The organism is Streptomyces sp. NPDC043680 (assembly GCF_056436685.1).
Window position 1 is genome coordinate 586,806 of sequence record NZ_JBWKCE010000003.1, and the last position, 24,716, is coordinate 611,521.

General features: G+C 71.7%; 25 protein-coding genes. 13 read left to right on the forward strand and 12 right to left on the reverse strand.

What is annotated here, in order from left to right; genetic code table 11:
• Positions 1-117 precede the first annotated feature (117 nt).
• Positions 118-612: an inorganic diphosphatase gene (locus AC0666_RS09260; RefSeq protein ID WP_030031597.1), complete on the reverse strand. Its 495-nt coding sequence runs from the start codon at positions 610-612 to the stop codon at positions 118-120.
• 163 nt (positions 613-775) lie between these two features.
• On the opposite strand from AC0666_RS09260, the gene dacB reads away from it, so the two are divergent.
• The 7 genes from dacB (at position 776) to AC0666_RS09295 (ending at position 10,187) form a co-directional block, all read left to right on the forward strand.
• Positions 776-2,200: a D-alanyl-D-alanine carboxypeptidase/D-alanyl-D-alanine endopeptidase gene (dacB, locus tag AC0666_RS09265; protein WP_468965558.1), complete on the forward strand. Its 1,425-nt coding sequence runs from the start codon at positions 776-778 to the stop codon at positions 2,198-2,200.
• A gap of 46 nt (positions 2,201-2,246) precedes the next feature.
• A complete protein-coding gene (locus AC0666_RS09270) occupies positions 2,247-3,392 on the forward strand; it encodes a zinc-dependent metalloprotease (RefSeq protein ID WP_468965556.1) in 1,146 nt (381 codons plus the stop codon).
• Between the two features lie 231 nt (positions 3,393-3,623).
• Positions 3,624-4,652 carry a tRNA lysidine(34) synthetase TilS gene (tilS, locus tag AC0666_RS09275; protein ID WP_478707342.1) on the forward strand — a complete coding sequence of 343 codons (1,029 nt, stop codon included), beginning with the start codon at positions 3,624-3,626 and terminating at the stop codon, positions 4,650-4,652.
• A 67-nt stretch (positions 4,653-4,719) separates the two neighbouring features.
• Positions 4,720-5,280 carry a hypoxanthine phosphoribosyltransferase gene (gene hpt, locus AC0666_RS09280; protein ID WP_243339812.1) on the forward strand — a complete coding sequence of 187 codons (561 nt, stop codon included), beginning with the start codon at positions 4,720-4,722 and terminating at the stop codon, positions 5,278-5,280.
• A gap of 209 nt (positions 5,281-5,489) precedes the next feature.
• Positions 5,490-7,514 carry an ATP-dependent zinc metalloprotease FtsH gene (gene ftsH, locus AC0666_RS09285; RefSeq protein WP_356846604.1) on the forward strand — a complete coding sequence of 675 codons (2,025 nt, stop codon included), beginning with the start codon at positions 5,490-5,492 and terminating at the stop codon, positions 7,512-7,514.
• Positions 7,515-7,626: 112 nt separating this feature from the next.
• Positions 7,627-8,235 (forward strand): GTP cyclohydrolase I FolE, encoded by a 609-nt coding sequence (gene folE / locus AC0666_RS09290; RefSeq protein ID WP_361711998.1) that lies wholly within the window; start codon positions 7,627-7,629, stop codon positions 8,233-8,235.
• A 302-nt stretch (positions 8,236-8,537) separates the two neighbouring features.
• Entirely contained in the window at positions 8,538-10,187 is a 1,650-nt protein-coding gene (locus AC0666_RS09295; RefSeq protein ID WP_468965550.1) for a PKD domain-containing protein, read from the forward strand.
• A 137-nt stretch (positions 10,188-10,324) separates the two neighbouring features.
• Here the strand turns inward: AC0666_RS09295 and AC0666_RS09300 are convergent, their stop codons facing one another.
• The 6 genes from AC0666_RS09300 to AC0666_RS09325 all read right to left on the reverse strand — a co-directional run bounded on the left by AC0666_RS09300 (position 10,325) and on the right by AC0666_RS09325 (position 15,488).
• Positions 10,325-10,813, reverse strand: a complete 489-nt coding sequence (locus AC0666_RS09300; RefSeq protein WP_356846609.1) for a DUF3180 domain-containing protein — start codon at positions 10,811-10,813, stop codon at positions 10,325-10,327.
• Between the two features lie 60 nt (positions 10,814-10,873).
• The gene (folK, locus tag AC0666_RS09305; RefSeq protein WP_468965548.1) at positions 10,874-11,482 is read right to left on the reverse strand and encodes a 2-amino-4-hydroxy-6-hydroxymethyldihydropteridine diphosphokinase; all 609 of its coding nucleotides are present in this window, start codon (positions 11,480-11,482) and stop codon (positions 10,874-10,876) included.
• Positions 11,479-11,838, reverse strand: coding sequence for a dihydroneopterin aldolase (folB, locus tag AC0666_RS09310; RefSeq protein ID WP_356846612.1), 360 nt, complete (start codon positions 11,836-11,838; stop codon positions 11,479-11,481). Before folB ends, folK begins: the two co-directional genes overlap by 4 nt.
• Positions 11,839-11,969: 131 nt before the next feature.
• Entirely contained in the window at positions 11,970-12,413 is a 444-nt protein-coding gene (locus AC0666_RS09315) for a nuclear transport factor 2 family protein (protein ID WP_468965545.1), read from the reverse strand.
• Positions 12,414-12,465: 52 nt separating this feature from the next.
• Complete coding sequence (gene folP, locus AC0666_RS09320) at positions 12,466-13,329, reverse strand: dihydropteroate synthase (protein WP_478707367.1); 864 nt, start codon at positions 13,327-13,329, stop codon at positions 12,466-12,468.
• A 305-nt stretch (positions 13,330-13,634) separates the two neighbouring features.
• Positions 13,635-15,488: a phosphatidylglycerol lysyltransferase domain-containing protein gene (locus AC0666_RS09325; RefSeq protein WP_468584060.1), complete on the reverse strand. Its 1,854-nt coding sequence runs from the start codon at positions 15,486-15,488 to the stop codon at positions 13,635-13,637.
• 152 nt (positions 15,489-15,640) lie between these two features.
• On the opposite strand from AC0666_RS09325, the gene AC0666_RS09330 reads away from it, so the two are divergent.
• Positions 15,641-16,750: an alpha/beta hydrolase gene (locus AC0666_RS09330; protein ID WP_468965543.1), complete on the forward strand. Its 1,110-nt coding sequence runs from the start codon at positions 15,641-15,643 to the stop codon at positions 16,748-16,750.
• Between the two features lie 131 nt (positions 16,751-16,881).
• Here the strand turns inward: AC0666_RS09330 and AC0666_RS09335 are convergent, their stop codons facing one another.
• Positions 16,882-17,862, reverse strand: a complete 981-nt coding sequence (locus AC0666_RS09335) for an ABC transporter ATP-binding protein (RefSeq protein WP_468965541.1) — start codon at positions 17,860-17,862, stop codon at positions 16,882-16,884.
• Between the two features lie 153 nt (positions 17,863-18,015).
• Here AC0666_RS09335 and AC0666_RS09340 point away from each other — a divergent pair, with 153 nt between their 5' ends.
• From AC0666_RS09340 to AC0666_RS09355, 4 genes are all read left to right on the forward strand, one after another.
• Complete coding sequence (locus tag AC0666_RS09340; protein ID WP_468584064.1) at positions 18,016-18,702, forward strand: ABC transporter permease; 687 nt, start codon at positions 18,016-18,018, stop codon at positions 18,700-18,702.
• A 4-nt stretch (positions 18,703-18,706) separates the two neighbouring features.
• A complete protein-coding gene (locus tag AC0666_RS09345) occupies positions 18,707-19,372 on the forward strand; it encodes an ABC transporter permease (RefSeq protein WP_478707343.1) in 666 nt (221 codons plus the stop codon).
• Positions 19,373-19,437: 65 nt separating this feature from the next.
• Entirely contained in the window at positions 19,438-20,424 is a 987-nt protein-coding gene (locus AC0666_RS09350; protein ID WP_478707344.1) for an ABC transporter substrate-binding protein, read from the forward strand.
• 101 nt (positions 20,425-20,525) lie between these two features.
• Positions 20,526-21,464 carry a hypothetical protein gene (locus tag AC0666_RS09355; protein ID WP_468965534.1) on the forward strand — a complete coding sequence of 313 codons (939 nt, stop codon included), beginning with the start codon at positions 20,526-20,528 and terminating at the stop codon, positions 21,462-21,464.
• 12 nt (positions 21,465-21,476) lie between these two features.
• Here the strand turns inward: AC0666_RS09355 and AC0666_RS09360 are convergent, their stop codons facing one another.
• The gene (locus tag AC0666_RS09360; RefSeq protein ID WP_468965532.1) at positions 21,477-22,079 is read right to left on the reverse strand and encodes a TetR/AcrR family transcriptional regulator; all 603 of its coding nucleotides are present in this window, start codon (positions 22,077-22,079) and stop codon (positions 21,477-21,479) included.
• A gap of 145 nt (positions 22,080-22,224) precedes the next feature.
• Here AC0666_RS09360 and AC0666_RS09365 point away from each other — a divergent pair, with 145 nt between their 5' ends.
• On the forward strand, positions 22,225-23,109 hold the full coding sequence (locus AC0666_RS09365) for an NAD(P)-dependent oxidoreductase (RefSeq protein ID WP_478707345.1): 885 nt from the start codon (positions 22,225-22,227) through the stop codon (positions 23,107-23,109).
• On the opposite strand, the gene AC0666_RS09370 is transcribed toward AC0666_RS09365, so the two are convergent.
• From AC0666_RS09370 to AC0666_RS09380, 3 genes are all read right to left on the reverse strand, one after another.
• The gene (locus tag AC0666_RS09370) at positions 23,100-23,435 is read right to left on the reverse strand and encodes a hypothetical protein (RefSeq protein WP_478707346.1); all 336 of its coding nucleotides are present in this window, start codon (positions 23,433-23,435) and stop codon (positions 23,100-23,102) included. The two genes, AC0666_RS09365 and AC0666_RS09370, sit on opposite strands and share 10 nt — an antisense overlap.
• A 75-nt stretch (positions 23,436-23,510) precedes the next feature.
• Positions 23,511-23,726, reverse strand: a complete 216-nt coding sequence (locus AC0666_RS09375) for a hypothetical protein (RefSeq protein WP_468584074.1) — start codon at positions 23,724-23,726, stop codon at positions 23,511-23,513.
• Positions 23,727-23,816: 90 nt separating this feature from the next.
• Positions 23,817-24,689, reverse strand: a complete 873-nt coding sequence (locus tag AC0666_RS09380; RefSeq protein WP_468965526.1) for an arylamine N-acetyltransferase family protein — start codon at positions 24,687-24,689, stop codon at positions 23,817-23,819.
• Between the last annotated feature and the right edge of the window lie 27 nt (positions 24,690-24,716).

The window sequence follows — 24,716 nt, forward strand, 5'->3', positions numbered from 1 at the left end:
GGGCCGGTCCCGAAAACGCCGACGGGCGGCACCCCCTGCACGAGGGGGTGCCGCCCGAGCGGTGTCACGGGGCGGCGGGAGGTCCCGCCTGCCGGTCGCCCGGCGGAGCCCATGGGCTCAGTGGTGGCCGCCCTGCGCCTCAAGGCGCTTGTACGAGGCCTCGATCTCGGCCTCGGCCTCGGCGCGGCCCACCCAGTTGGCGCCCTCGACCGACTTGCCCGGCTCCAGGTCCTTGTAGACCTCGAAGAAGTGCTGGATCTCCAGGCGGTCGAACTCCGACACGTGGTGGATGTCGCGCAGGTGCTCCACGCGCGGGTCGGACGCCGGCACGCACAGCAGCTTGTCGTCGCCGCCCGCCTCGTCCGTCATGCGGAACATGCCGATCGCGCGGCACTTGATCAGGCAGCCCGGGAAGGTCGGCTCGTCCAGGATGACCAGCGCGTCCAGCGGGTCGCCGTCCTCGCCGAGGGTGTTCTCGACGAAGCCGTAGTCGGCCGGGTAGCTGGTGGAGGTGAACAGGCGACGGTCCAGACGGATCCGGCCGGTCTCGTGGTCCACCTCGTACTTGTTCCGCGAACCCTTGGGGATCTCGATGGTGACGTCGAACTCCACGTCCTGCTCCTCCATGATCAGCTTCATTGCTTCGAGACTGCGTTGATTCACCTGCGTGCGCGTCCGCCCCAGCCCTCCCGGGTGGGGTGCCATGCTCGCGGCAAGACGCAGTGGTTAAGTGTCCCTCACGCATGTGTGTGATCGCGAAAGGGGCTGGTCCGAGGTGCCATTGGTCAAGACGTGGCAGCTCATCGCGGGTTCGGCCGTCGCCGGCCTCGCCCTGTCGGTGGCAGCGGTGACCGCCGCCGGTCCTTGGGACTCCGGCCAGCGTAAGGCCGAGCGGGACAGGGCCGCCTCCTGGAGCCTCACGGGTGGCGCAGATCACGGCACCGGGCCGCTCCCGCAGGCCGCGCCGAGCGCTCCCGGGGTGCTCGGCGGGATCGGCCCCGGCGCCCCCCGGAAGGCCGCCGCGGCCGATTCCGGGTCCCTCGCGCAGACCCTGGCCCCCCTGCTGTCCGACCCCGCGCTCGGCACCCTGCGGACCGCCTCCGTGATCGACACCGCCACCGGCCAGGTGCTGTACGAGTCCGGCTCGCGCGAGCCGATGACTCCGGCCTCCACGATCAAGATCGCCACCGCGGCCGCCGCCCTGACCGCGCTCGGCCCCGAGCACCGGATCCGCACCGTCGTCGCCCCCGGCACCGCCCCCGGGCAGATCGTCCTGGTCGGCGGCGGCGACCCCTCCCTCACCGCCCGCAAGAAGAGCCCCGCCGGATCCGGGGGCAGCCTCCTCGCCCTGGCCGCCGACACGGCCCAGGCCCTCAAGGCCGCCGGGACCGACACGGTGGTCCTCGGCTACGACGACTCCCTCTACACCGGCCCCGCCCGCCATCCGATCGGCCTCAACCCCAACATCGCACCGGTCAGCGCCCTGACGGCCGACGAAGGCCGTATCGACGACTCCACCTCCGGACCGGTCGACCGGGTCGAGGACCCGGCCCTGGAGGCCGCCCGCGCCTTCGCCGCCCTCCTGGGGGAACGCGGCATCAAGGTCGGCGGCGAACCCGCCCGGGCCAGACCCGCCGCCGGGGCCCCGCCGCTCGCCACCACCCTGTCCGCCCCGCTCTCGGGCCTCGTCGAGCGGATGCTGACCAACAGCGACAACGACATCGCCGAGGCGCTGGCCCGGCAGACCGCCCTCGCCTCGGGGCAGCCCGCCGACTTCGAAGGCGCCGAGAAGGCCGTCACCGACCGCCTCGCCGCCCTCGGCATCGACGTCTCCGGGTCCCGCTTCGCCGACGGCAGCGGCCTCAACCGCGCGGACAGGATCAACACCGGTCTGCTGGCCGCCCTCCTCGCCAAGGCCGCCGACCCGCAGCGGCCGGAGCTGCGGCCGGTGCTCACCGGGCTGCCCGTCGCCGGTTTCACCGGGACCCTGCGCAGCCGCAACGCCGGCACCTCCCCGGCCGCCGGCCTGGTCCGCGCCAAGACGGGCACCCTGACCGGGGTGAACTCACTCGCCGGGACGGTGGTCGACCCCTCCGGGCGACTGCTCGCCTTCGCGTTCCTGACGGCGAACGCCCCCGACGGGGCCGCCGCGGAGAAGGGCCTCGACAAGCTGGCCGCCGCCGTGGCGCGCGCTTCGTAGATTCGCAGGGGATCCGCACCGGCCCCGGTCCACGTACGGTTGACGCATGACGAGCATCGGTGGTGCCGAGATGGTCGACTGGAACCTCGCGGTGGCGACCGCGACCCGGCTGGTCCGGCCGGGCCCGGAGGTCAGCCGGGACGAGGCCCGGGCCGTGGTGGCGGAACTGCGCAGGCATGCCAGGACCTCCGAGCGCCACGTCCGCGAGTTCACGCGGATGATGCCCGAGGGCGTCGCCGTCCCCGACACCCCCGTGCTGGTCGTCGACCGCGCGGGCTGGGTCAAGGCCAATGTCGCCGGCTTCCGGGAGCTCCTCGGGCCCCTGCTCGGCCGGATGCAGGACCGCCGGTCGAACTCCCCCGGGGGCGCCGTCTTCGGAGCGGTCGGCGGCAAGGTCACCGGCGTCGAGCTGGGCATGCTGCTGAGCTTCCTGGCCTCCCGCGTGCTCGGCCAGTACGAGACCTTCGCGCCCGCCGGCGGCGACCTGCCGGGCTCCGCCGCGGGCGGCGGCCGGCTGCTGCTCGTCGCCCCCAACATCGTGCAGGTCGAGCGCGAGCTGGACGTGCGCCCGCACGACTTCCGGCTGTGGGTCTGCCTGCACGAGGAGACGCACCGTACGCAGTTCAGTGCCGTCCCGTGGCTGCGCGACCACCTCGAAGGCGAGATCCAGACCTTCCTCGGCGCCACCGAGATGGACCCGGCGACCATTCTGGAGCGGCTGCGCGAAGCCGCCCAGTCCTTCGTCGGGGGCCGCCCCGACGCAGAGACCGGCGACGAGGGCCGCTCGCTGGTCGACCTCATCCAGACCCCCGAGCAGCGCGAGGTGCTCGGCCGGCTCACCGCCGTCATGTCCCTGCTGGAGGGCCACGCCGACTTCGTCATGGACGGGGTCGGCCCCGAGGTGGTGCCCTCCGTCACCGAGATCCGCGAGAAGTTCCAGCAGCGCCGGGCCAGCGGCGCGGGCCGCCTGGACGCCGCCCTGCGCAAACTGCTGGGCCTGGACGCCAAGCTGCGCCAGTACCGCGACGGCGAGCGCTTCGTCCGTGCCGTCGTCGGACAGGTGGGCATGGGCGGCTTCAACCGGGTGTGGACCTCTCCGAACACGCTGCCGACGAAGGCCGAGATCGCCAGCCCGGCCGACTGGGTGGCCCGCGTCCACCGCAAGGGGAGCGAACAGAGCGAAGGGGAGTGACTCAGGGGGCGTAAACATGTCTCACTGGGGGAAGCAGCGTCACCCGTCCGAGGGACCGTGGGGCGCGGAACGCCGTGCGATGCTCAGGGAACCGCTCGATTCTGTCACCATCGACGCACTCTGAGTGACAACTCTCTCCCGCGGGGGCGCCCGCGCGGGAGGGCGACCGGCACACCCGAGCACCACACCCCACGCCTTCGAGGCATCCGACTCCACCGAAGGGCACCGGACATGGGTCCCCATCCTGCGGTCGCGGCGATACGCCTGGCGGTCCGCCGCGTACTCCACGACGTCCTCACCGACCTCCCCGACCTCGCCGAGCGGACCGCGGGAGGCGAGTCGCCGCTCGTGCTCGTCGCCTGCTCGGGCGGCGCCGACTCCATGGCGCTCGCCTCCGCGCTCGCCTTCGAGGCCCCCAAGCTCGGTATCCGGGCCGGCGGCGTCACCGTCGACCACGGGCTCCAGGCCGGCTCCGACCTGCGCGCCGCCGAGGTCGTCACCCGCATGACCGCACTCCGCCTGGACCCGGTGGAGTCCGTCGCCGTGCGCGTCGGCCGCGACGGCGGACCCGAGGCCGCCGCCCGCGACGCCCGCTACGCCGCCCTGGACGAGGCCGCCGACCGGCTCGGCGCCGCGTCCGTGCTGCTCGGCCACACCCGGGACGATCAAGCCGAAACCGTCCTGCTGGGTCTCGCCCGCGGTTCCGGCATCCGCTCGCTCTCCGGCATGGCGGAAGTGTCGGGCGGTCCCGGCCGCTCCCACCGCTACCGCCGGCCCTTCCTGCAGATCGACCGGCAGACCGCCCGCAAGGCCTGCATGGTCCAGTCGCTGCCCGTCTGGGACGACCCGCACAACATGGACCCCGCCTACACCCGCTCCCGGCTGCGCCACGAGGGACTGCCCGCCCTGGAGAAGGCGCTCGGCAAGGGAGTCGTCGAGGCCCTGGCCCGCACCGCCCAGCTCTCCCGCGACGACGCCGACGCCCTGGACGCCTGGGCCGCCGAGGCCGAGGTCGGCGTACGGGACGCGGACGGCCGGCTGGAGTGCGCCAAGCTGTACGCCCTGCCCCCGGCCGTCCGCCGCCGCGTGCTGCGCAGGGCCGTGATCGCGGCTGGTTCCCCCGCAGGCTCCCTCTTCGCCCGCCACATCGAGGAAGTCGACCGGCTCATCACCGGATGGCGGGGTCAGGGCGCCATCAACCTGCCCGGACGGGTCGAGGCCCAGCGGCAGGGTGGCAGACTTGTCATCCGGCAGGGCTGATTGGTGCTGAGACACGGCTGAGTCCTCCGGGGGCACCCCCCGGAGACCCCGGCCGACAACGAAAGTGATGCGGGTGGACGAGAAGGACATGGGCAACGACCTCCAGTCGGTGCTCATCACCAAGGAAGAGATCGACGCGAAGCTGGCCGAGCTGGCCGCGAAGATCGACGCGGAGTACGCGGGCAAGGACCTGCTCATCGTCGGTGTCCTCAAGGGCGCGGTGATGGTGATGGCGGACCTGGCGCGCGCCTTGTCCACCCCGCTCACGATGGACTGGATGGCGGTGTCCTCGTACGGCGCCGGTACCCAGTCCTCCGGCGTGGTCCGGATCCTCAAGGACCTCGACACCGACATCAAGGACAAGCACGTCCTGATCGTCGAGGACATCATCGACTCCGGTCTGACCCTGTCCTGGCTGCTGTCGAACCTGGGCTCCCGCCAGCCGGCCTCCCTGGAGGTCGTCACGCTGCTGCGCAAGCCCGACGCCGCCAAGGTCGCCATCGACGTGAAGTGGGTCGGCTTCGACATCCCGAACGAGTTCGTCGTGGGCTACGGCCTCGACTACGCGGAGAAGTACCGCAACCTGCCGTTCGTGGGCACCCTCGCGCCCCACGTCTACGGCGGCTGACGCCTCCCTGGCGCACGAGGGCCCCGGCCGGGGCCCTCGACCGGGAACCCTGGAGCGATTCCCGCCGTTGGAGCAGGGGAAAGCAGTTCTGTCAGCCGTCCCACGAGGCCGCGGGTGACAATACAGGGGTACATTCCGAAGAACAGTCTTTACTCACAGCAGCATTTACCTACGGGCAGGAGGGACGGGGCGCCCGGCGCCCCGTATGGATGGACGTGAAGCGATACTTCCGTGGGCCGGTCATGTGGATCGTGCTGGCCGTCCTCGCCGTGGTCGTGTTGATGAATGTCGTCGGCTCCAGCGGCGGCTACAAGACGGTGGACACCAGCGAGGTCATCAAGGCGATCAACAGTGGCCAGGTGCAGAGCGCCGAGCTCACCACCGGCGACAGTCAGATGATCAAGGTCGAGCTGAAGAAGGACCAGAAGCTCACCGACAACTCCGGCTCGAAGTTCCAGGCCAACTACATCGGGGACCAGGGCGTCCAGCTCGCCCAGAACCTCCAGACCAAGTACGAAGCCGGCCAGATCCCGGACGGCTACAAGGTCGCGCCGGACAAGACCAGCCCGTTCCTGAGCGTGCTGCTCTCGCTCCTGCCCTTCGTCCTCATCGTCGTCGTCTTCCTGTTCCTGATGAACCAGATGCAGGGCGGCGGCTCCCGGGTGATGAACTTCGGGAAGTCCAAGGCCAAGCTCATCACCAAGGACACCCCGAAGACGACGTTCGCCGATGTCGCGGGCTCGGACGAGGCCGTCGAGGAGCTCCACGAGATCAAGGAGTTCCTCCAGGAGCCGGCGAAGTTCCAGGCCGTCGGCGCCAAGATCCCCAAGGGCGTCCTGCTCTACGGCCCGCCCGGCACGGGCAAGACCCTGCTGGCGCGCGCCGTCGCCGGCGAGGCAGGGGTCCCCTTCTACTCGATCTCCGGTTCCGACTTCGTCGAGATGTTCGTCGGTGTCGGCGCCTCGCGTGTCCGCGACCTGTTCGAGCAGGCCAAGGCCAACGCCCCGGCGATCGTGTTCGTCGACGAGATCGACGCCGTCGGCCGGCACCGCGGTGCGGGCCTCGGCGGCGGCCACGACGAGCGCGAGCAGACCCTCAACCAGCTGCTCGTCGAGATGGACGGCTTCGACGTGAAGGGCGGCGTCATCCTGATCGCCGCCACGAACCGCCCGGACATCCTCGACCCGGCGCTGCTGCGCCCGGGCCGCTTCGACCGGCAGATCGCCGTCGACCGTCCGGACATGCAGGGCCGTCTGGAGATCCTCAAGGTCCACCAGAAGGGCAAGCCGGTCGCTCCGGACGTCGACCTGTCGGCCGTCGCCCGCCGCACCCCCGGCTTCACCGGTGCCGATCTGTCCAATGTGCTGAACGAGGCGGCCCTGCTGACCGCCCGCTCGGACCGGAAGCTGATCGACAACCACATGCTGGACGAGGCGATCGACCGCGTCGTCGCGGGCCCGCAGAAGCGGACCCGGATCATGTCGGACCGCGAGAAGAAGATCACCGCCTACCACGAGGGCGGCCACGCCCTGGTCGCGGCGGCGTCCCCGAACTCCGACCCGGTCCACAAGATCACGATCCTGTCCCGCGGCCGGGCCCTGGGCTACACCATGGTCCTGCCCGACGAGGACAAGTACTCGACCACGCGCAACGAGATGCTCGACCAGCTGGCCTACATGCTGGGCGGGCGCGCGGCCGAGGAGCTGGTCTTCCACGACCCGACCACCGGTGCGGCGAACGACATCGAGAAGGCCACGGCGACGGCCCGCGCGATGGTGACCCAGTACGGCATGACCGAGCGGCTGGGCGCGATCAAGTTCGGCGGCGACAACACGGAGCCGTTCCTGGGCCGTGAGATGTCGCACCCGCGCGACTACTCGGAAGAGGTCGCGGCGCTGGTCGACGAAGAGGTCAAGAAGCTCATCGAGACCGCGCACAACGAGGCCTGGGAGATCCTGGTCGAGAACCGCGACGTGCTCGACAACCTGGTCCTCGCGCTCCTGGAGAAGGAGACGCTGGGCAAGGAGGAGATCGCCGAGATCTTCTCGACGATCGTGAAGCGCCCGGCCCGCCCGGCGTGGACCGGTTCCGCCCACCGCACTCCGTCGACCCGTCCGCCGGTGCTCTCTCCCAAGGAGCTCCAGCTGACGAACGCGGCGAACGGCACGTCGGCGGCGAGCGCGCCGGTCGTGTCGGTGGAGAAGGAGCCCTCCCCGGAGGACCGCGCCGAGTAGCCGGCGCCGGGTCCGTCCCGGAATGGATGCCGCGCCCCCCAGGTTCTAGCCTGTGGGGGCGCGGCACTTTCATGTGCCCGCATGCGCCAGTGCACACAGGAACGAGGAAAAGATGACGGACCCAGTGACCCTGTCCGGTGACGAGGGCACGATCGGCACGTTCGACGAGAAGCGCGCCGAGGCGGCGGTCCGCGAACTCCTGATCGCGGTCGGCGAGGACCCGGACCGGGAGGGCCTCCTGGAGACCCCGGCCCGTGTGGCGCGTGCGTACCGCGAGATCCTGGCGGGCCTGTGGCAGAAGCCCGAGGACGTCCTGACGACGGTGTTCGACCTGGGACACGATGAGCTGGTCCTGGTGAAGGACATCGAAATCGTGTCCCTGTGCGAACATCACCTCCTGCCCTTCCACGGTGTCGCCCACGTCGGCTATGTCCCGGCGGAGAGCGGCAAGATCACCGGCTTGTCGAAGCTGGCCCGTCTCGTGGACGTGTTCGCCCGGCGGCCGCAGGTGCAGGAACGTCTCACGACGCAGATAGCCGACTCCCTCATGGCGATCCTGGAGGCTCGCGGAGCCATCGTCGTGATCGAGGCCGAGCACATGTGCATGTCGGTCCGCGGAATCCGCAAGCCGGGCGCCAAGACCACCACCTCCGCGGTGCGCGGCCAGCTGCGTGACCCTGCGACGCGCAGCGAGGCCATGAGCCTCATCCTCGCTCGATAGGCAGGTCGCCGGTGCGGCCCGCCGCGGTCCCCTCTGTGACATCGCAGAGGGGACTGCTTTTTGGCGGGCCGGCCAAGGGGTGTCGCCTCGTCAAGAGCCAGGCCCGCGGTGGGACCCGCCCGGGCGGTTGCCCGGACGCCGCGTGATCAAACCGTGGCCTGCGCAGCCCCGGTCAGGCTCATGACATGTCCGTGCCGATCGGTACGCTGAACAGGCTTTCGAGCTTGTTCAATCAGCAACGGAATGGGGGGCCGGTGCGTAGTCGCCGACTCGTTGTCTCAGCTGCCGCTCTCGCGGTCGGCGTGGGTTTCCTACCGGGCGCGGCGCAGGCCGCCGGCCCGGCCACGCCCGGGGTGTCTGCACCGCCCCCGGAGGCCGCTGCCGAGGAGTCGGCCGCCGCGGAGACCGGAACCTTCCGCAGCCCGGGCGAGGACACGGTCCGTACGGTCCTGCCCTCCGGTGCGGCCAAGGGCGGCTCGGCGGAGGCCTCCGCCACCACGTCGAACCTCGAACTCGGCATGTGGGCCGACATCAGGACCGCACGAAGCCTGTCCTTCGGCGTCAACCTCTACCAGGGCGCGCCCGTCCCCCACGAGGTCACCGTCGCCTGGGGCGACGGCACGACGCACACGGCCACCGTCATCGGCGGTGAGATCCTGCGCGACGTCAGGCACACCTACCCCCGGCCCGGCGACTACACCATCACCGTGACCGCGACGGACAGCGTGAACCACGTCCAGGCCGTCAACCAGCTCCAGTTCTCGACAGCGGGCTCCTTCTTCGTGCCGCACGCCCCCACCCGGCTGCTCGACACCCGGGCCGGCGTCGGCGCGGCGAAGGCCAAGGTCGGTGCGTACACGCCGATCAGGTTGAAGATCGCGGGCAGTGCGAACGTACCGGCCGGGGTCGCCGCGGTGGTCCTCAACGTCACGGTCACCAACACAACCGCCGCCGGGCACGTCAGCGTCTACCCCTCGGGCAGGAAGCGGCCCGAGAGCTCGAACCTGAATTACGGCACCGGCCAGACCGTCCCGAACCAGGTGATCGTTCCGGTCGGCAAGGACGGGTACGTCGAGCTGTACAACGGCGGCTGGAACGCGGTGGACCTGATCGCGGACGTGACCGGCTACTTCGACCGTACGGCCGCCGACGGCTACACCTCGCTGAACCCGGTCCGCTTCGTCGACACCCGCGAAGGCCTCGGCGCGGCGCGCGGCCAGGTAGCCGGACAGGGCACCTTCGGAGTCCAGATCACGGGCAGGAGCGGCATTCCTGCAGGCGCGACCGCCGTGGCGCTCAACGTGACCGTCACCAACCCGAAGCAGGCAGGCCACCTGACCGTCTTCCCGAGTGGTCAGGCGGCCCCGTCCACCTCCAGCCTGAACTTCACCCCCGGTCAGACGGTCGCCAACTCCGTCATCGTTCCCGTCGGCGTCGACGGGAAGATCAACGTCCGCAACGGCGCCTGGGCCGGAACGGACGTCATCGTCGACGTCGTCGGCTACTACGGCGCCGGCAGCAAGGCGGCCTTCACCAGCACGACGCCCGGCATCTGGGAGGGCGCACCGTGGCGGCTGATGGACTCCCGGGGCATGCACCCCGGCAGCTGGCCCTGTCTCGCCGGCGGGTACTTCCCCATGAACATGGACTCCATGAACCGCGGTGATCTCCCCATCGAGGCTTACGTCCTGAACCTCACCGTCGCCGCAACGACCGGAGCGGGCCACCTCTCAGTCGCCCCCGACCCGTACTCGATGGACGCGTACCGCGACGGGCGCCCGGTCCCGCCGCCCCGGCCCACCTCCTCGGCCCTGAACTGGACGGCGGGCAAGGACGTCTCCAACCTGGTCCAGGCGAAGCCCGGCCCGCACGAGATCGTCGACCTCTGGAACCAGAGCAGCCGGGAGGTCCACTACATCGTCGACTGGTTCGGCGAGTACGACGCCTACTGATCCGCAGGAGTACCGGTCTCCCGGAGCGTCCGTCGACGGACTGCCCGGCTTCACCGCCTGACGGCAGGACCACCGGGGCCCGCGCTCACAAGGCGGGCCCCGGCCGCGTGCCTGTGACGCTCTCCGGGATGCTCGCTCTAGGCGCGGGCCGAGGACTGGGGAGTGGTGTCGTCGTCCTCCGGGAGTTTGAGGACGTGCTCCAGGAAGAGGGCGGCGGCGATGACCGCCGCGCCCGCCAGGACCGAGAAACCGGCGTACCAGGCCTGGTCGCGGCGGGCGGGCACCTCCAGGCCGCCGGCCCAGAGGAAGACCCCCACACCGCCGTACATGCCCGCGACGAGGGCCGCCACCAGGGCGCTGGCCTGGCCGAAGACGACGGCGCGGGCCGCCATGAGCGGCTCCACGCCCTTGGCGTCCGGACGGCGCTCGCGCTGGGCCTTCAGGCGGGAGCGCAGCGAGAGGGCCGTGGCCAGCAGGACGACCGCGATGGCGCCCAGGACGATGGGGGCGGCCAGCGGGACGCCGGGCAGCGTCCCGTACGCGCTCCACAGCCGGGCGCCGGCCCAGGACAGGACCCCGGCGACGGCGAAGATCCCCGCCAGAACCGCCGGCCTCAGTTGCTTCACGTGCCCGCTCCCCGCTTCCGTCCCGTTGCCTGTCGGCAGCCGTGCCCAGGCTACTAACGACTACTCGGGCAGGCGGAGTTCCAGGTCCGGGCGCGGCGTGATGCCGGCCGGGCCGATCGCGGCCAGGAGGGCGGCCACCGGGCCGCGGCCGGGGATCCGCGCCTCCGGGTCGATGTCGTGCCACGGGGCCAGGACGAAGGCCCGCTCGTGGGCGCGGGGATGCGGGAGGGTCAGGACCGGGTCGTCCGAGACCACGTCGGCGTACGACACGATGTCGACGTCGATGGTGCGCGGACCCCAGCGCTCCTCGCGGACGCGGTCGAAGGCCTCTTCGATGGCGTGGCCGCGCTCCAGCAGGGAGGAGGGCGGCAGGGTGGTCTTCAGGGTGATGACCGCGTTCAGGTACGCGGGCTGGGAGCCGGGCTCGACGCCCCACGGCTCGGTCTCGTAGACGGGGGAGACGCCCTTGACCCGCAGGCCGGGGGTGTCGCCGAGGGCGTCGATGGCGCCCTGGAGGGTCTCCATCCGGTTGCCGAGGTTCGCGCCGAGCGCGATCACGGCCCATTTGGGGTTGGACAGGGTCACGTCGGCCGCGTCCACCGTCTCGACGACGGAGGCGGGCACGGGCTGGACGGTGGGGTCGCTCTGGGCGTTCAGTGCGTTGTTCACACGCGGCTCCGGGTGATCGTGATGGTCACGTCGTCGAAGGGGACGGTGATGGGCGCGTCCGGCTTGTGGACGACGACTTCCACCTGTGCCACCGCTTCGTGCTTGAGGCACTGCTGGGCGATCCGCTCGGCGAGGGTCTCGATGAGGTCGACGGGCTCTCCCTGGACCACGTCGACGACCTCCTCGGCGACGACCCCGTAGTGCACGGTCTTCGCCAGGTCGTCGTCGGCCGCCGCAGGGCGGGCGTCGATGTGCAGCACGAGGTCGACGATGAAGGTCTGGCCCTCCTCGCGTTCCCGGGGGAAGACGCCGTGGTGCCCGCGAGCCTTCAGGCCGCGCAGTGCGACACGATCCACGCGAATCACTCCTGCTTTTCGTAGGTGCTTCCGGTCCGGGACTCCCCGGATCCATGGGCCTACGCCGAGTGCGGTCGGCGTCGTCCGTCTTCGAATTTACCTGCGAAACGGCCCGGACCCCGCCGGAGGGGTCAGGCGGAGCCCTCCTCCTCGTCCTCCTCGGACTCCGTCAGGACCGGAGAACCGTGGTGGGACCACAGCCGCCAGCCCTCGGATGTGCGTCGGAACACATTCGTCGCGACGACGAGCTGGCCGACGAGCGGGCCGAGCTCCCCGCCGTCCTCGGCGGGTCCGCCGCTGAGGATGTTCTCGGTGCACGTCACCAGCGCGGTGTCGCCTATGACGGCGACCTTGGTGTCGGTGAGGAAGAACTGGATGTAGTCGGTGTGCGACATGATCAGCGCGTAGGAGCGCAGGACCTCGCCGCGGCCCGAGAGCACCGGCCAGCCGGGGTGCACGCAGGAGATCTCGTCGTCGAGCCAGAGCGCCGACAGCATGTCGAAGTCCCCCCGCTCCATGGCCTCGTAGAAGGCCGTGTTGGTCTCTTCGACCGCTTCGACGTCGGTACGGCTCACCGTTCCCCTTCCCAGGCTGTACGGGTCCCACCCGAGGGCCGGATGGGCCGGATCACAGAGCCCCTTCCACGGCGCGGGCCACCCGAACCGCGTCGGCGGTCGCCCGTACCTCGTGGACCCGTACGGCCCAGGCGCCCTGGTGGGCGGCGATGGCGGAGACGGCGGCGGTGGCGGCGTCGCGTTCCCGGGCGGGCGGGGGCGGAGCGTCGGCGGCGCCGGCCAGGACCCGGCCGAGGAATCGTTTACGCGAGGCGGCGACCAGCAGCGGGAAGCCGAGGGCGCGCAGCTCGGGGAGGTGGGCGACCAGGGCGAGGTCGTGCTCGGCGTTCTTCGCGAAGCCGAGTCCGGGGTCGACGAGGAGCCGCTCGGGGGCGATGCCGCCGGTGACGACCGCGTCGATGCGGGCGCGGAGCTCGGCGGTGACCTCCGCGAGGACGTCCCCGTACACGGCGAGGCTGTTCATGTCCTGGCTGAAGCCGCGCCAGTGCATCACCACGAAGGGCACCTCGGCGGCGGCGACCGCCGGGATCATGCCGGGGTCGGCGAGGCCGCCGCTGACGTCGTTGACCAGCGTGGCCCCGGCGGCCACGGCCCGGGCGGCGACGGAGGCGCGCATGGTGTCGACGGAGACGGTGATGCCCTCGGAGGCGAGGCCGCGGACCACGGGGACGACCCGGCGCAGCTCCTCCTCCTCGTCGACACGGATGGCGCCGGGGCGGGTGGACTCGCCGCCGACGTCGACGAGGTCGGCGCCCTGGGCGACGAGGTCGAGGCCGCGCTTGACGGCGGCGGTGGTGTCGAACCAGCGGCCGCCGTCGGAGAAGGAGTCGGGGGTGACGTTCACGACGCCCATGACCCCGCAGCGGTCCCATTCCGGCAGCCCTGCGACCCGGCCCCGTCCGGCGGCCCCGTGCATCGTGTTCATGGTCCCAGAGTAGGGCCGCCACTGCCCTGGCCGGGCGTGAGGAGGGTACGGGCGCCTCCGGCCCGTACCGGGCGTGGCCCCGGGCACTGCCTTCGGGCGGAGACGGGGCGCGGTTCGGGGCCCGGCCCCGGCCCCCGCCGTGGGCCGGTGCTCCGGGTCGGGCACCGGCCGTCGCCACCGGGCCGGGCAGCTGCCGCCGGACCCCGGAAACGCCGGAGCCCGGCGCCCCGCGACGGCGGGGGCCGGGCTCCGGGGCGCCGGGCGGCTCGGCCGGGCCCCGCCCGGCCGGACACTCCTTACGCGGCCTGGACCTCGCGCTCCGCCTGGGCCGGGACCGTGGCGGTCAGGTGGGTGTGGGCGCAGGTGCGCACCGGCTTGGGCCGGCGGCGGGCGGCGAACAGCCGCGGCAGCGCCAGGGTCACGAAGCCCTCGGCCTGCATCGCGGCGAAGCCGATGCGGGGCAGGTCGCGGGTCTGCCGGAAGACGACGAAGCGGGGCTCCCAGCGGGGGCGGAACTTCGCGTTGAACTTGTACAGCGACTCGATCTGGAACCAGCGGGACAGGAACACCAGCAGGCTGCGCCACATCCGCAGCACCGGCCCGGCGCCGATCTTCTCGCCGCGGGCGAGCGCGGAGCGGAACATCGCGAAGTTCAGCGAGACCCGCTCGATGCCCAGCGACGGCGCAGCCTCCAGAGAGGCGACGATCAGCAGTTCGTTCATACCGGGGTCGGCGGCGCGGTCGCGGCGCATCAGCTCCAGCGACATGCCGTCCTTGCCCCAGGGGACGAAGTGCTGGATCGCCTTGAGGTCGCCGAAGGGGCTGGTGTCGCCCTCCTCCACGCGGTGGGCGGTGGCGATGAAGCAGTCGCCGTCGCCCGGATCGCCGACCCGGCCGAGCGCCATGGAGAAGCCGCGTTCGGTGTCGGTGCCGCGCCAGGCCTCGGCGGCGCCGCGCACCTGCTCCAGCTCCTCCTCCGTCAGCTCGCTGACGCGGCGGACCTTGGTGGTGTAGCCGTTGCGCTCGATGCGCTTCACCATCTGGCGGACATTGCGCATGGGCCGGCCGGAGAGGGAGAAGTCTTTGACATCGACGATCGCCTCGTCACCGAGCTCCAGGGCGTCCAGACCGGTCTCGCGGGTCCAGACCTCGCCGCCGGTCTCGCTGCATCCCATGACCGCCGGGGTCCAGGAGTGGGCCTTGGCCTCCTCCATGAAGCGCTCGATGGCGCCCGGCCAGGCCTCGACGTCGCCGATCGGGTCGCCGGAGGCGAGCATCACGCCGGAGACGACGCGGTAGGTGACGGCGGCCTTGCCGCTGGGGGAGAAGACGACGGCCTTGTCGCGGCGCAGCGCGAAGTGGCCGAGCGAGTCGCGCCCGCCGTGCTTGGCGAGCAGCTCGCGCAGCCTGAGCTCGTCGTCGGAGGTGAGCCGGGCGGCCGGGTGTTCGGGGCGGAAGGCCAGGTAGATGGTGGTGAGCGCGGTCAGCATGCCGAGGGCGCCCAGGGAGTAGCCCACCGTCCAGGAGACCCGGCCCGCGTAGTCGACCGGTCCCTCGAAGCCGAACAGGCCGTACACGACGTGGCTGATCTGCTCGTAAATACCCGGATGGCCGACGACACGGCCCGGGTGCGAGTTGACGATGACCAGGCCGAGGCCGATGGAGCCGGCGCCCATCAGCACGAAGTTGGCGAGTGCCTTCCAGCGGCTGCGCGGGTCCGGCAGTGCCTTGAACTCACTCTGGTGGCGCACGAGCAGCCCGAGGAGCACCGCCGCGATGACGACCCCGATGACGGAGTGCCGGTACGTGAACTGCGCCACAGCGCCTGCCGGCAGCAGCACCACGGCGGCCCGCCAGGCCCGCCGCTTGCGGCGCTTGAGGCCGTGGGCCAGCAGCAGGAGCAGTACGCCCGCGCTGAGGGCGAGCGCTGCCGCGAAGGGGCCCAGCGAGCCGGGCAGGACCTCGGTCACCGCGTGGATCCGGCTGTGCCGGAAGCGCGGGAAGACTCCCGCGGCGATGTCCAGAAGGCCGACGACCGTTACGGCCGTACCCACCAGGCCGGGCACCGACTCCGGTCGGGGACCACGGAGGATTCGGCGGGCCCGCTTCGGAACCTGTCCCGACTTATCGCCATCTATCCTGCTAGACATCGCTTCCCGTTGCTCCGCGAGAGATCATGTGGCCGAAGGCCGCGACAGCCTCCGGGGTGTGGTGCGTCCACTAGGACGACATCGAGGCCGAGCGGGTTCACTCTTCCGTCGAGAAAAACTAGTCCTGCCATCAGAAAGTCGACTGACTGCTCATGGGTCTCACCAGTAATACGGTTCTGGCGCTGGCCATCGTCGCCGGTGTGCTGCTGTTCGCAGCCACGGTGTGGTTCTGGCCTCGGCTCTCGGGCCGCACCTGGCGTGCGCTGCTCGGCCGGATCGGCCTCCTGCTCGCGACCCAGCTGGCGCTGTTCTCCGCAGTCGGTCTGGCGGCGAACAAGTCGTTCTCCTTCTACGGCTCATGGGCCGACTTGTTCGGCCAGCAGACATCGGTCGGCAAGGTCGTCGACCACTCGCTGTCCAGCAAGGACATCAAGGTCGTCGACAAGCAGAAGCTCGACGTGCCGGGCGGTGCCCAGCCCCAGGTGGGCGGACAGATCCTGAAGGTTGCCATAACCGGCCAGAAGTCGAAAATAACGAGCCCCGGGTACGTGTGGCTGCCGCCGGAGTACTTCCAGCCGCAGCACAAGGACAAGAACTTCCCGGCCTCCATCGTGCTGACCGGTTACCCGGGCACCGCCGAGAACCTGATCAAAGGGCTGAACTACCCGATGACGGCCTTCAAGCAGGCCAAGGCGGGCAAGATGAAGCCGATGATCCTGGTCATGCTGCGCCCGACCGTCGCGCCGCCGCGTGACACCGAGTGCGTGGACATACCGGGTGGGCCGCAGACCGAGACCTTCTTCGCCCAGGACCTGCCGCAGGCCATCCAGGACACCTTCCGGGTCGGCAAGAAGCCCCAGAACCTGGCCTTCATCGGCAACTCCACGGGCGGCTACTGCGCCCTGAAGATCGCCGCGCACTACCCGCAGACCTTCGGCGCGGGGGTGGGCCTGTCCGCGTACTACGACGCTGCGAACGACGCGACGACGGGCAACCTGTTCCAGGGCGACGACAAGTTGAAGAAGCGCGCGGACGTCCTCTACAGCATGGAGCACAAGAAGCCGGCCGGTACGTCCTTCCTCGTGACGAGCAGCCAGACCGGTGAGCCGAACCTGGAGGACACCAAGAAGTTCATCAAGCTGGTCAAGGGACCGGACCGGGTCTCCTCGATCATCCTCGACAGCGGCGGCCACAACTTCAACACCTGGCGCCGCGAGATCCCGCCGATGCTGGTGTGGCTGAGCAACCGCATCCAGGCCTGACCCGCGGCGGGACGGCCCGCCAGGAATGACCGTGACCGGCCCGACCAGGCCGGTCACACGTCGTTCCGGGGCCGCCGGCCGCCGGCCGCCGGCCGCCGGCCGCTGCCCGGTGCCTTCCGGGCCTGCCCGCCTCAGGCGTCCTGCACATGGGCCCGGCGCAGCGCCCGGTGCACGCCCTCCGGGGTCAGGACGCCGACCAGCGCGCCAGAGTCGGGGTCGGTGACCCCGATCCGCCCCGAGTCCTCCTGCAGCAGCGCCGCCAGGGCCTCGCGCAGCGTCGCGCCCAGCGGGACCGAGGCGGCCTGGGCGCCGGGGGCGCCCGGGACGCGGTCGTCGGGCCGCGCCAGGTCGGCGGCCTCGACGTGGGTGACCGCGAGCCGCTTGAGCCCGCGGTCCGCGCCGACGAAGGAGGCCACGTACGGGGTGGCCGGCGCGCCCAGCACTGCGGCCGGGCGGGCGAACTGCTCGATGGTGCCCTCTCCGTAGACGGCGATGCGGTCGCCGAGCCGGATGGCCTCCTCCAGGTCGTGCGTGACCAGCAGGATCGTCTTGCGCACCGTCTGCTGGAGCGCGAGGAACTCGTTCTGGAGGCGTTCGCGCACCACTGGGTCCACCGCCCCGAACGGCTCGTCCATCAGGAGCACCGGCGGATCGGCGGCGAGCGCGCGCGCCACCCCGACGCGCTGGCGCTGGCCGCCGGACAGCTGCTCGGGGTAGCGGTTGCCGTACACCGCGGGGTCGAGGCCCACCAACTCCAGGAGCTCGGCCGCCCGGGCGCGGGCCTTCGCCTTCGGGGTGCCGATGAGCTGCGGCACGGTCGCGGTGTTCTCCAGCACCGTCTTGTGCGGGAACAGCCCGACCTGCTGGATGACGTACCCGATCCTGCGGCGCAGCTCGACCGGATCGGCGCCGGAGATGTCCTCGCCGCCGAGCAGGATCCGGCCGGAGGTCGGCTCGATCAGGCGGTTGACCATCTTCATGGTGGTGGTCTTGCCGCAGCCGGACGGGCCCACCAGGGTGACCAGCTCGCCCTCCGCCACCTCGAAGGACAGGTCCTCGACGGCCGTGGTCCCGTCGGGGTACCGCTTGGTCACGTGCTCGAATCGGATCACACCGCCATCCTTCCCTACCGGCACAGCCGTTCTGTAAAGGGAGTGTTGCCCCACTGCGAAGGATTCCGGCCATGGCGGGCGGCGGGGGTTATGGTCGCTCGTGAGGGCATCCGGTACGGGAAGACGTGCGTGCGGCGGCAGGGGGGTGGGGGCATGAGCGGGCAGAACTGCCTGGTGGCGAACGACTGGATCTGCTGGGACTACGTCAGCTCCCGGTCCCGGGAGCTCACCGACGCCACGCTCCAACACGTCTGGATCACGGGCGTGTCCGTGCTGATCGGCCTCCTCGTGTCCGTACCGCTCGCCCTGCTGGCCCGCCGCGGCCGCCGCTGGGCGGCACCCGTGCTGGGCCTGACCACCCTGCTCTACACGATCCCCTCGCTGGCCATGTTCTCCCTGCTGCTGCCGTTCTTCGGGCTGTCGGCGGCGCTCGTGGTGACCGGCCTGGTGCTGTATTCGCTGACCATCCTGGTCCGCAATGTGATCGCCGGTCTGGAAGCCGTCCCCGAGGAGGTGCGGGAGGCCGCGCGCGGCATGGGGTACGGGCCGGGCCGTCTGCTGTGGCAGGTCGAACTGCCGCTGGCACTGCCCGCCTTGCTGGCCGGGGTGCGGATCGCCACCGTGTCGACGGTGGCGCTGACGACCGTCGGCTCCATCGTGGGCAAGGGCGGCCTGGGCAACCTGATCGCCCCGGCCGTGAACAGCTCCTTCAAGGCCCAGGTGCTCACCGCCTCGGTGCTGTGCGTGCTGCTCGCCCTGGTGGCGGACCTGCTGCTGCTCGGCCTCCAGCGGCTGCTCACGCCGTGGACGCGGGCGGCCCGACCGGCGAAGGGGGCCTGAGGAGATGGGTGCGCTGTCAGGGGCCTGGGACTGGCTGGCGAACGGCGCCAACTGGTCCGGGGAGAACGGCGTGTGGCACCGTCTCGGCGAGCACGTCTACGTCAGCGGGATCGCCCTCGGCCTCGCCTGTGCGGTGGCGCTGCCGCTCGGCCTGTGGCTCGGCCACATCGGCAAGGGCGGCGCCCTCGCGGTGAACCTGTCCAATGCCGGGCGGGCCGTGCCGGTCTTCGCCGTGCTGGCGCTGTTCATGGTCTCGCCGCTGCGCAGCGCGGGCTACCTGCCGACGATCGTCGCGCTCGTGCTGTTCGCCGTCCCGCCGCTGCTGACCAACGCGTACGTGGGCATGCGCGAGGTGGACCGCTCGGTGCTGGAGGCCGCCCGCGGCATGGGCTTGTCCGGCGGCCAGCTGTTCTGGCGGGTGGAACTGCCCTTGGCACGCGGTCTGGTGATGACGGGGCTGCGCTCGGGCGCCGTCCAGGTGATCGCCACGGCCACCATCGCGGCGATGGTCGGGCAGGGCGGCCTCGGCCGGATCATCACGGCGGGCTTCAACACGTACAACACGGCGCAGGTCGTCGCGGGAGCCCTGCTGGTGGCGGCGCTGGCCCTGCTGGTGGAGGGCGTGCTGGTGGCGGCGGACCGGCTCTTCCCGCGTCCGGCGGCGCGCTGAGTCCTGCCCGGCCGGCTCCGCCGGTCCCCTGTCCCTGTCATCTCGTCTCCCTTGGAGGAGCAACCATGAGCAAGTCCACGCGCGTCCTCGGCGCGGCCCTGGGGGCGGTGGCCCTGACCGTCTCGCTGACCGCGTGCGGCGGCGACAGCCTGGAGAAGAGCAAGGACGCGGGCGGGAGCGCGTCCACGGAGTCCGGCTCCGGATCCGGCAAGGGCAAGCTGGTGATCGGCGCGGCCGGCTTCACCGAGTCGAACGTGCTGGCCGAGCTGTACGCGCAGGTGCTGCGGGACGCGGGCTACAGGACGTCGATCACCACGGTCAACAACCGTGAGCTGTACGAGCCCTCGCTGGAGAAGGGCGAGATCGACGTGGTCCCGGAGTACGCGGCCACCCTCGCGGAGTTCCTCAACGCCAAGGTGAACGGTCCCAAGGCGCCTGAGGAGAAGCCGGTCGCCTCCAGCGACGTGGCGGCGACCGTGTCGGGCCTGGAGAAGCTGGCGGCCCCGCTCGGGCTGAAGGTGCTGCCGGCCGGGCCGGCGGTCGACCAGAACGCCTTCGCGGTATCGGCCGAATTCGCCGCGAAGAACAACCTCAAGACACTTTCCGATCTTGGCAAGTCGGGATTGAAGGTGAAGATCGCGGCCGGTGACGAATGCGCCGTACGGCCCTTCTGCGCCCCGGGGTTGAAGAAGACATACGGAATCGACGTTTCCGGTATCGACCCGAAGGGCGTCGGCACACCGCAGGCCAAGCAGGCCGTCAAGGACGGCGTCGACCAGCTGGCGCTCACCACGACCACGGACGCCACCCTCGACGGCTTCGGCCTGAAGCTGCTGGAGGACGACAAGAAGCTGCAGAACGCCGACAACGTCCTGCCGGTGGTCAACGCCAAGGACGCCGGGTCCCCCCAGGTCGCCGCCGTGCTCGACAAGCTGACCAAGGTCCTCACGACCGCCGACCTCGTCGACCTGAACCACAGCGTGGACGCCCTGCGGGAAAAGCCGGCGGACGTCGCGAAGGCCTACCTCAAGGCGAAGGGCCTGTTGAAGTAGGAGTAGCTACCGGTTTGATGGAGAAATGACAGGTAACTGCCCGGCTACAGATTGCCGGGCAGTTACCCCACTCGACGTCCACGCCCTGTAAATTTCAGGCCATGCCCCGTGGACGCCACCGCAATCCCGAACCCCTGCACCGGTTGCTCACGCCGACGACGGTCGCCGGTGTCTCCCTCACGAGCGCGGCAGCGGCCTGGCTGCTGGCGGAGCCAGTGGCGCTGCGGCTGCTCGTCGCCGTCACGGCCGCCGCGGGTGTCGCGGGCGCCGTCGTCATGCGCGCCTGGGACCGCGCGGCCGGGCGCCGCGTCGCGGAACTGGCCCGGGAGCGGGTCAAGGACGAGTGGAAGACCGAAGAGCGCATAGCCGAGCTCGAATCCGACCTCGAAGAGGCCCGGATGCTGCGCGCCAAGCTCGACGCGAAGCTGCGGGCCAAGCGCGTCGAACTGGCCGGGCTGCGGGGCGAGCACGCCGCGCTGCTGCGGCGGTACGCGACCGCCGAGACCGAGCGGGCCAGCGCCCTGGAGGGCCGCCGGCTGCTCGCCATCGAGGCCGCGGCGGCTCCGGCCGCCCCGAAGCAGCTCCCGCCGGTCTCCGAGGAGCGCACGTCCGGCGGCGCGCCCACCTCGGTCGGCTACGCCCGTGCCCACGCGGCGCTGGCGGCGCTGGCCCGACGGGCGGAGCAGGCTGCCGCTCCCGCGCCATCCGCGGTTCCGGCGCGGCGGCAGGCGGCGACCGTCGCCCCGTACGCGGGTCCGCGGCGGACGGCGTCCCGTACCGAGGGCGGCTTCGACTTCTTCGGCACGAAGAGCGCGGCGCAGGCCCGCGCGGCGATCGAGTCGGTGCAGAACGAGGACCTGGCCGACGTGGTCGGCGCCGAGGCCCTCGCGGTCCACAAGGCGGAGAGCGAGCAGGCCCCAGCCGAGCCGGAGTCCGGGGCGGCCCCCGAGCAGGAGGCGCCCGGCCAGGTCATCGACCTGACGGCCCACGACGAGACCGAGCCGATCGACGTCGCGCGGCTGCGCACCGCCATCTCGTAGTCCCCGTCCCCCTCAGGGGGCGTACGAGTCAGGGGCGTACGAGCCCACCAGCCGGGCCAGGTGACGGCCGGCCAGCAGCAGCGGGGTCCGGCTCCGGGTGACCTGCGAGGTCATCTCCGCGCCTTCGAGCGTGCTCACGACGGTCACCGCGAGGTCGCGGGCCTCCGGCTCCGGCCAGCCCGAGGCCAGGAGCTTCGCCGCCACCAACTCCTGCCAGTGGGCGAAGGCCTGGGCGCAGGCGGCCTGGAGGTCGGGCAGGCGGCCGACCGTCTCCAGGGCGGTCGCCGTCACGGGGCAGCCGTCGCGCCAGTCCGAGGCGGCCAGGGCGTTGGCGAGCAGGCCCGTGACCTCCTCCAGGGCCCGTGCCGGGTCGGCGTGCGCGGCGAGTCCGGCCCGCAGCAGCTCCGCGAACTCGGCGTCGCCGTACTGGAGGGCGGCGACCGCGAGCTCCTGCTTGCCGCCGGGGAAGAAGTGGTAGAGGGAGCCCAGGGTGGCCTCAGCCTCGCGGACGAGCTGCTTGACCGGGGTGTTCTCGTACCCGCCGTGCTGCATGAGGCGGGAGGCGGTGCGGACCAGCCGCTCGCGCGTCCCCAGTTCGGGCTTCGTCGCTGTCATGGCGGAATCCTACCCGCGAAAATAGATAGAGCGCTCGTTCTAGTGTCGTGCTACCGTCGCCGCGGGCACTGGATAGAGCGCTCGTTCTACAGAGCGCCCCTCCAAGGCCCCTGCCATCGCCACCCAATCCGGGGAGAACTCCGCCATGCAGCAGAGCAGCAGCACCAAAGCCGCGGTCACCGTCATCGGCCTCGGCCCCATGGGCCGGGCCATGGCCGCCGCCTACCTCGACGCGGGGTACGAGGTCACGGTCTGGAACCGCAGCGCCGGCAAGGACGTCGACCTCGTCGGACGCGGTGCCCGCCGGGCCCGCTCCGCCGCGGAGGCCGTCGCCGCCGGCCCCCTCACCGTCCTCAGCCTCATCGACGTGGAGGCCATGTACACCGTCCTCGCGGGCGCCGACCTCGACGGCCGGGTCCTGGTCAACCTGTCCTCCGACGTCCCGGACAAGGCGCGCAAGGCCGCCGGGTGGGCGGAAGCGCGCGGCGCCTCCTACCTCACCGGCGGTGTCAACGTGCCGCCCGCCGGAATCGGACAGGAAGGCTCCTCGATCTTCGTCAGCGGTCCGCGGCGCGCCTACGCGGAGCACCGCGACGCGCTCGACGTCCTCGCCGCCACCGACTACCGGGGCGAGGACCCCGGATACGCGCAGCTCTACTACCAGCTCAACATGATCATGTTCTGGACGGCGTACACCGGCTGGTACCAGGCCGTCGCCGTCGCCCGCGCCAACGGGCTGACGGCGGCCGACATCCTCCCGTACGCGGGGTACACGGCCGACAGCATGCGGGGCTTCTACACCCACAGCGCCGCGGCCCTCGACGCGGACGACCACGACGGCCGGGACCAGCGCCTGTCCATGTGCGCCGCGAGCGTCGAGCACGTCCTGCACACCGCCGCCGACTCGGGCGTCGACGCCGGCATCCTCGCCGCGCACGCCGAGCTGTACCGGCGCGGGGTCGACGCCGGTTTCGGCGGCGAGAGCAGCTCACGCCTCGTCCAGCTGCTGGGGAGCCCGGCTCAGGGGTAGGCGAGGACCATCAGCACGGCGACGGTCTCCAGCGCCAGCTGAACGGCCAGCGCCGGCCCCTGGAAGCGGCGCGGCGCGGCCGCCACCACCACGACCGAGGCCACCACGGCGGCGAGCAGGGCCAGGAAGAACACACCGGGGAAGGGGGCGCAGCCGCCCTGCATCACACAGGCCGTGCCCCGCTCGGTGGCCAGCACCATCACCTTCGCGGCCACCAGGGCGGGCGGGAACAGCGCGGCGGTCATCCGCGAGGTCCGGCCCCGGCGCCGGGAAACGGCTTCGGGCGAGGCGGGGTCGAGGACGGCGGGCTGCTGGTACCAGGTCATGCCGTCATCGTGTCCGGGGCGGGCGGTACGGCGGATCCGCGCGGGTACTCAGACCCGCGCAGCCGCGTACTCAGCTCAGAACAGCGGCAACTGCCCCGGAAGAGGGGACAGTACGAAGCCGTCCAGGGTCGGCGCCGAGGCGCCGAGCACCACCCGCGCCCGGGAACCCGGGCAGGACACCAGATCGCCGCGGCCCCGCCCGGCGGGAGGGTCGTGACGGGCGATCCGGCCGGCGGTCACGGCGCAGTCGCGCCCGCATACGGGGCAGGCCCGTCTGGGGGAGTGGGACATGGCCCCAGTCTGCACCCCCGCACCGACATCGGCCGCCGGACAGCGCCCCGTCCCGGCACCGGCAGGGCGGTACCGCGCCCCGCACCGGCGTCAGCCGACGGAGCTGTCCGCGCGGTCGGCCAGCCACGCCTCGTGGGACCGGCACGCCGCGGCCCACAGCGCGGCCCGGTCCACGGGCGTCAGATCGTCGAGCTCCCGCCCGAACAGCCCGCCCATGACCGCCCAGAGCTCCTCCGGCGTGTCCAGGACCCGCTCGCTCTTCTCCTCCCCGGGCTCGATCCGGCTCAGCACGCGCCCCCGCAGCACGTCGATGCCCTTCGCGTCACGCCGCAGCAGCGCGAGGGTCCGTACGAAACCGGAGTCCGGGGAGGTCGACAGCCGCAGGTGCTCGGCCTCGAAGTCGGCCGTCACGGCGGGCGCGGAGCGGAAGTTGACCACCGGGCACGGCCCGCCGTCGTTGACGTACCGCCAGCCGCCCCCGCCTCCGCCGCCGCCGTCCTCCAGCGGGGCCAGCTCGTACGTGAACCCGCCCTGCCGGTACGTCCCCGCCCGCAGCGGCAGCGGCTCGTACGGCCCGTCGCCCAGCCCGGCGTCGACGAAGAACTCCTCGCCCTCCACCCGTACCGTCAGCGCGAGATGGTCGCCGCTGACGTCGCGCCGCTCCCGGTCGCCCGCACCGAGGACGCCCCCGAGGTGCCGGGTCACCTCGTATCCGAGGGTTTCGAGCAGCAGCGCGAAGGCACCGTTGAGGTGGAAGCAGTACCCGCCGCGCCCGGCGGCGAAGCGGCGCGCCGACAGCTCGGGGTCGATGCCGGGCGGCCGGCCGAGCTGGATGTCGACGTTCTCGTACGGGATGCGTTCGAGGTGCGCGCGCTGGAGCGCGAACAGCGCCTCGGCGGTGGGCCGCGGCGGCCGGGCGAAGCCCAGCCGCCGCAGGTAGCCGTCGGATATCTCTGGGGTCATCCCCGCAGACTAGGGGGTGGGTGTGAC

Coding starts and splice junctions, on each gene's coding strand:
- ftsH (WP_356846604.1), top strand. CDS start 5,490: ATGGACGTGAAGCGATACTTCCGTGGGCCGGTCATGTGGATCGTGCTG.
- AC0666_RS09365 (WP_478707345.1), top strand. CDS start 22,225: ATGCAGCAGAGCAGCAGCACCAAAGCCGCGGTCACCGTCATCGGCCTC.
- AC0666_RS09340 (WP_468584064.1), top strand. CDS start 18,016: ATGAGCGGGCAGAACTGCCTGGTGGCGAACGACTGGATCTGCTGGGAC.
- AC0666_RS09325 (WP_468584060.1), bottom strand. CDS start 15,488: ATGTCTAGCAGGATAGATGGCGATAAGTCGGGACAGGTTCCGAAGCGG.
- AC0666_RS09375 (WP_468584074.1), bottom strand. CDS start 23,726: ATGTCCCACTCCCCCAGACGGGCCTGCCCCGTATGCGGGCGCGACTGC.
- hpt (WP_243339812.1), top strand. CDS start 4,720: ATGCGGGTGGACGAGAAGGACATGGGCAACGACCTCCAGTCGGTGCTC.
- AC0666_RS09345 (WP_478707343.1), top strand. CDS start 18,707: ATGGGTGCGCTGTCAGGGGCCTGGGACTGGCTGGCGAACGGCGCCAAC.
- AC0666_RS09360 (WP_468965532.1), bottom strand. CDS start 22,079: ATGACAGCGACGAAGCCCGAACTGGGGACGCGCGAGCGGCTGGTCCGC.
- folE (WP_361711998.1), top strand. CDS start 7,627: ATGACGGACCCAGTGACCCTGTCCGGTGACGAGGGCACGATCGGCACG.
- AC0666_RS09270 (WP_468965556.1), top strand. CDS start 2,247: ATGACGAGCATCGGTGGTGCCGAGATGGTCGACTGGAACCTCGCGGTG.
- folP (WP_478707367.1), bottom strand. CDS start 13,329: ATGCACGGGGCCGCCGGACGGGGCCGGGTCGCAGGGCTGCCGGAATGG.
- AC0666_RS09370 (WP_478707346.1), bottom strand. CDS start 23,435: ATGACCTGGTACCAGCAGCCCGCCGTCCTCGACCCCGCCTCGCCCGAA.
- AC0666_RS09380 (WP_468965526.1), bottom strand. CDS start 24,689: ATGACCCCAGAGATATCCGACGGCTACCTGCGGCGGCTGGGCTTCGCC.
- AC0666_RS09355 (WP_468965534.1), top strand. CDS start 20,526: ATGCCCCGTGGACGCCACCGCAATCCCGAACCCCTGCACCGGTTGCTC.
- AC0666_RS09330 (WP_468965543.1), top strand. CDS start 15,641: ATGGGTCTCACCAGTAATACGGTTCTGGCGCTGGCCATCGTCGCCGGT.
- AC0666_RS09350 (WP_478707344.1), top strand. CDS start 19,438: ATGAGCAAGTCCACGCGCGTCCTCGGCGCGGCCCTGGGGGCGGTGGCC.
- tilS (WP_478707342.1), top strand. CDS start 3,624: ATGGGTCCCCATCCTGCGGTCGCGGCGATACGCCTGGCGGTCCGCCGC.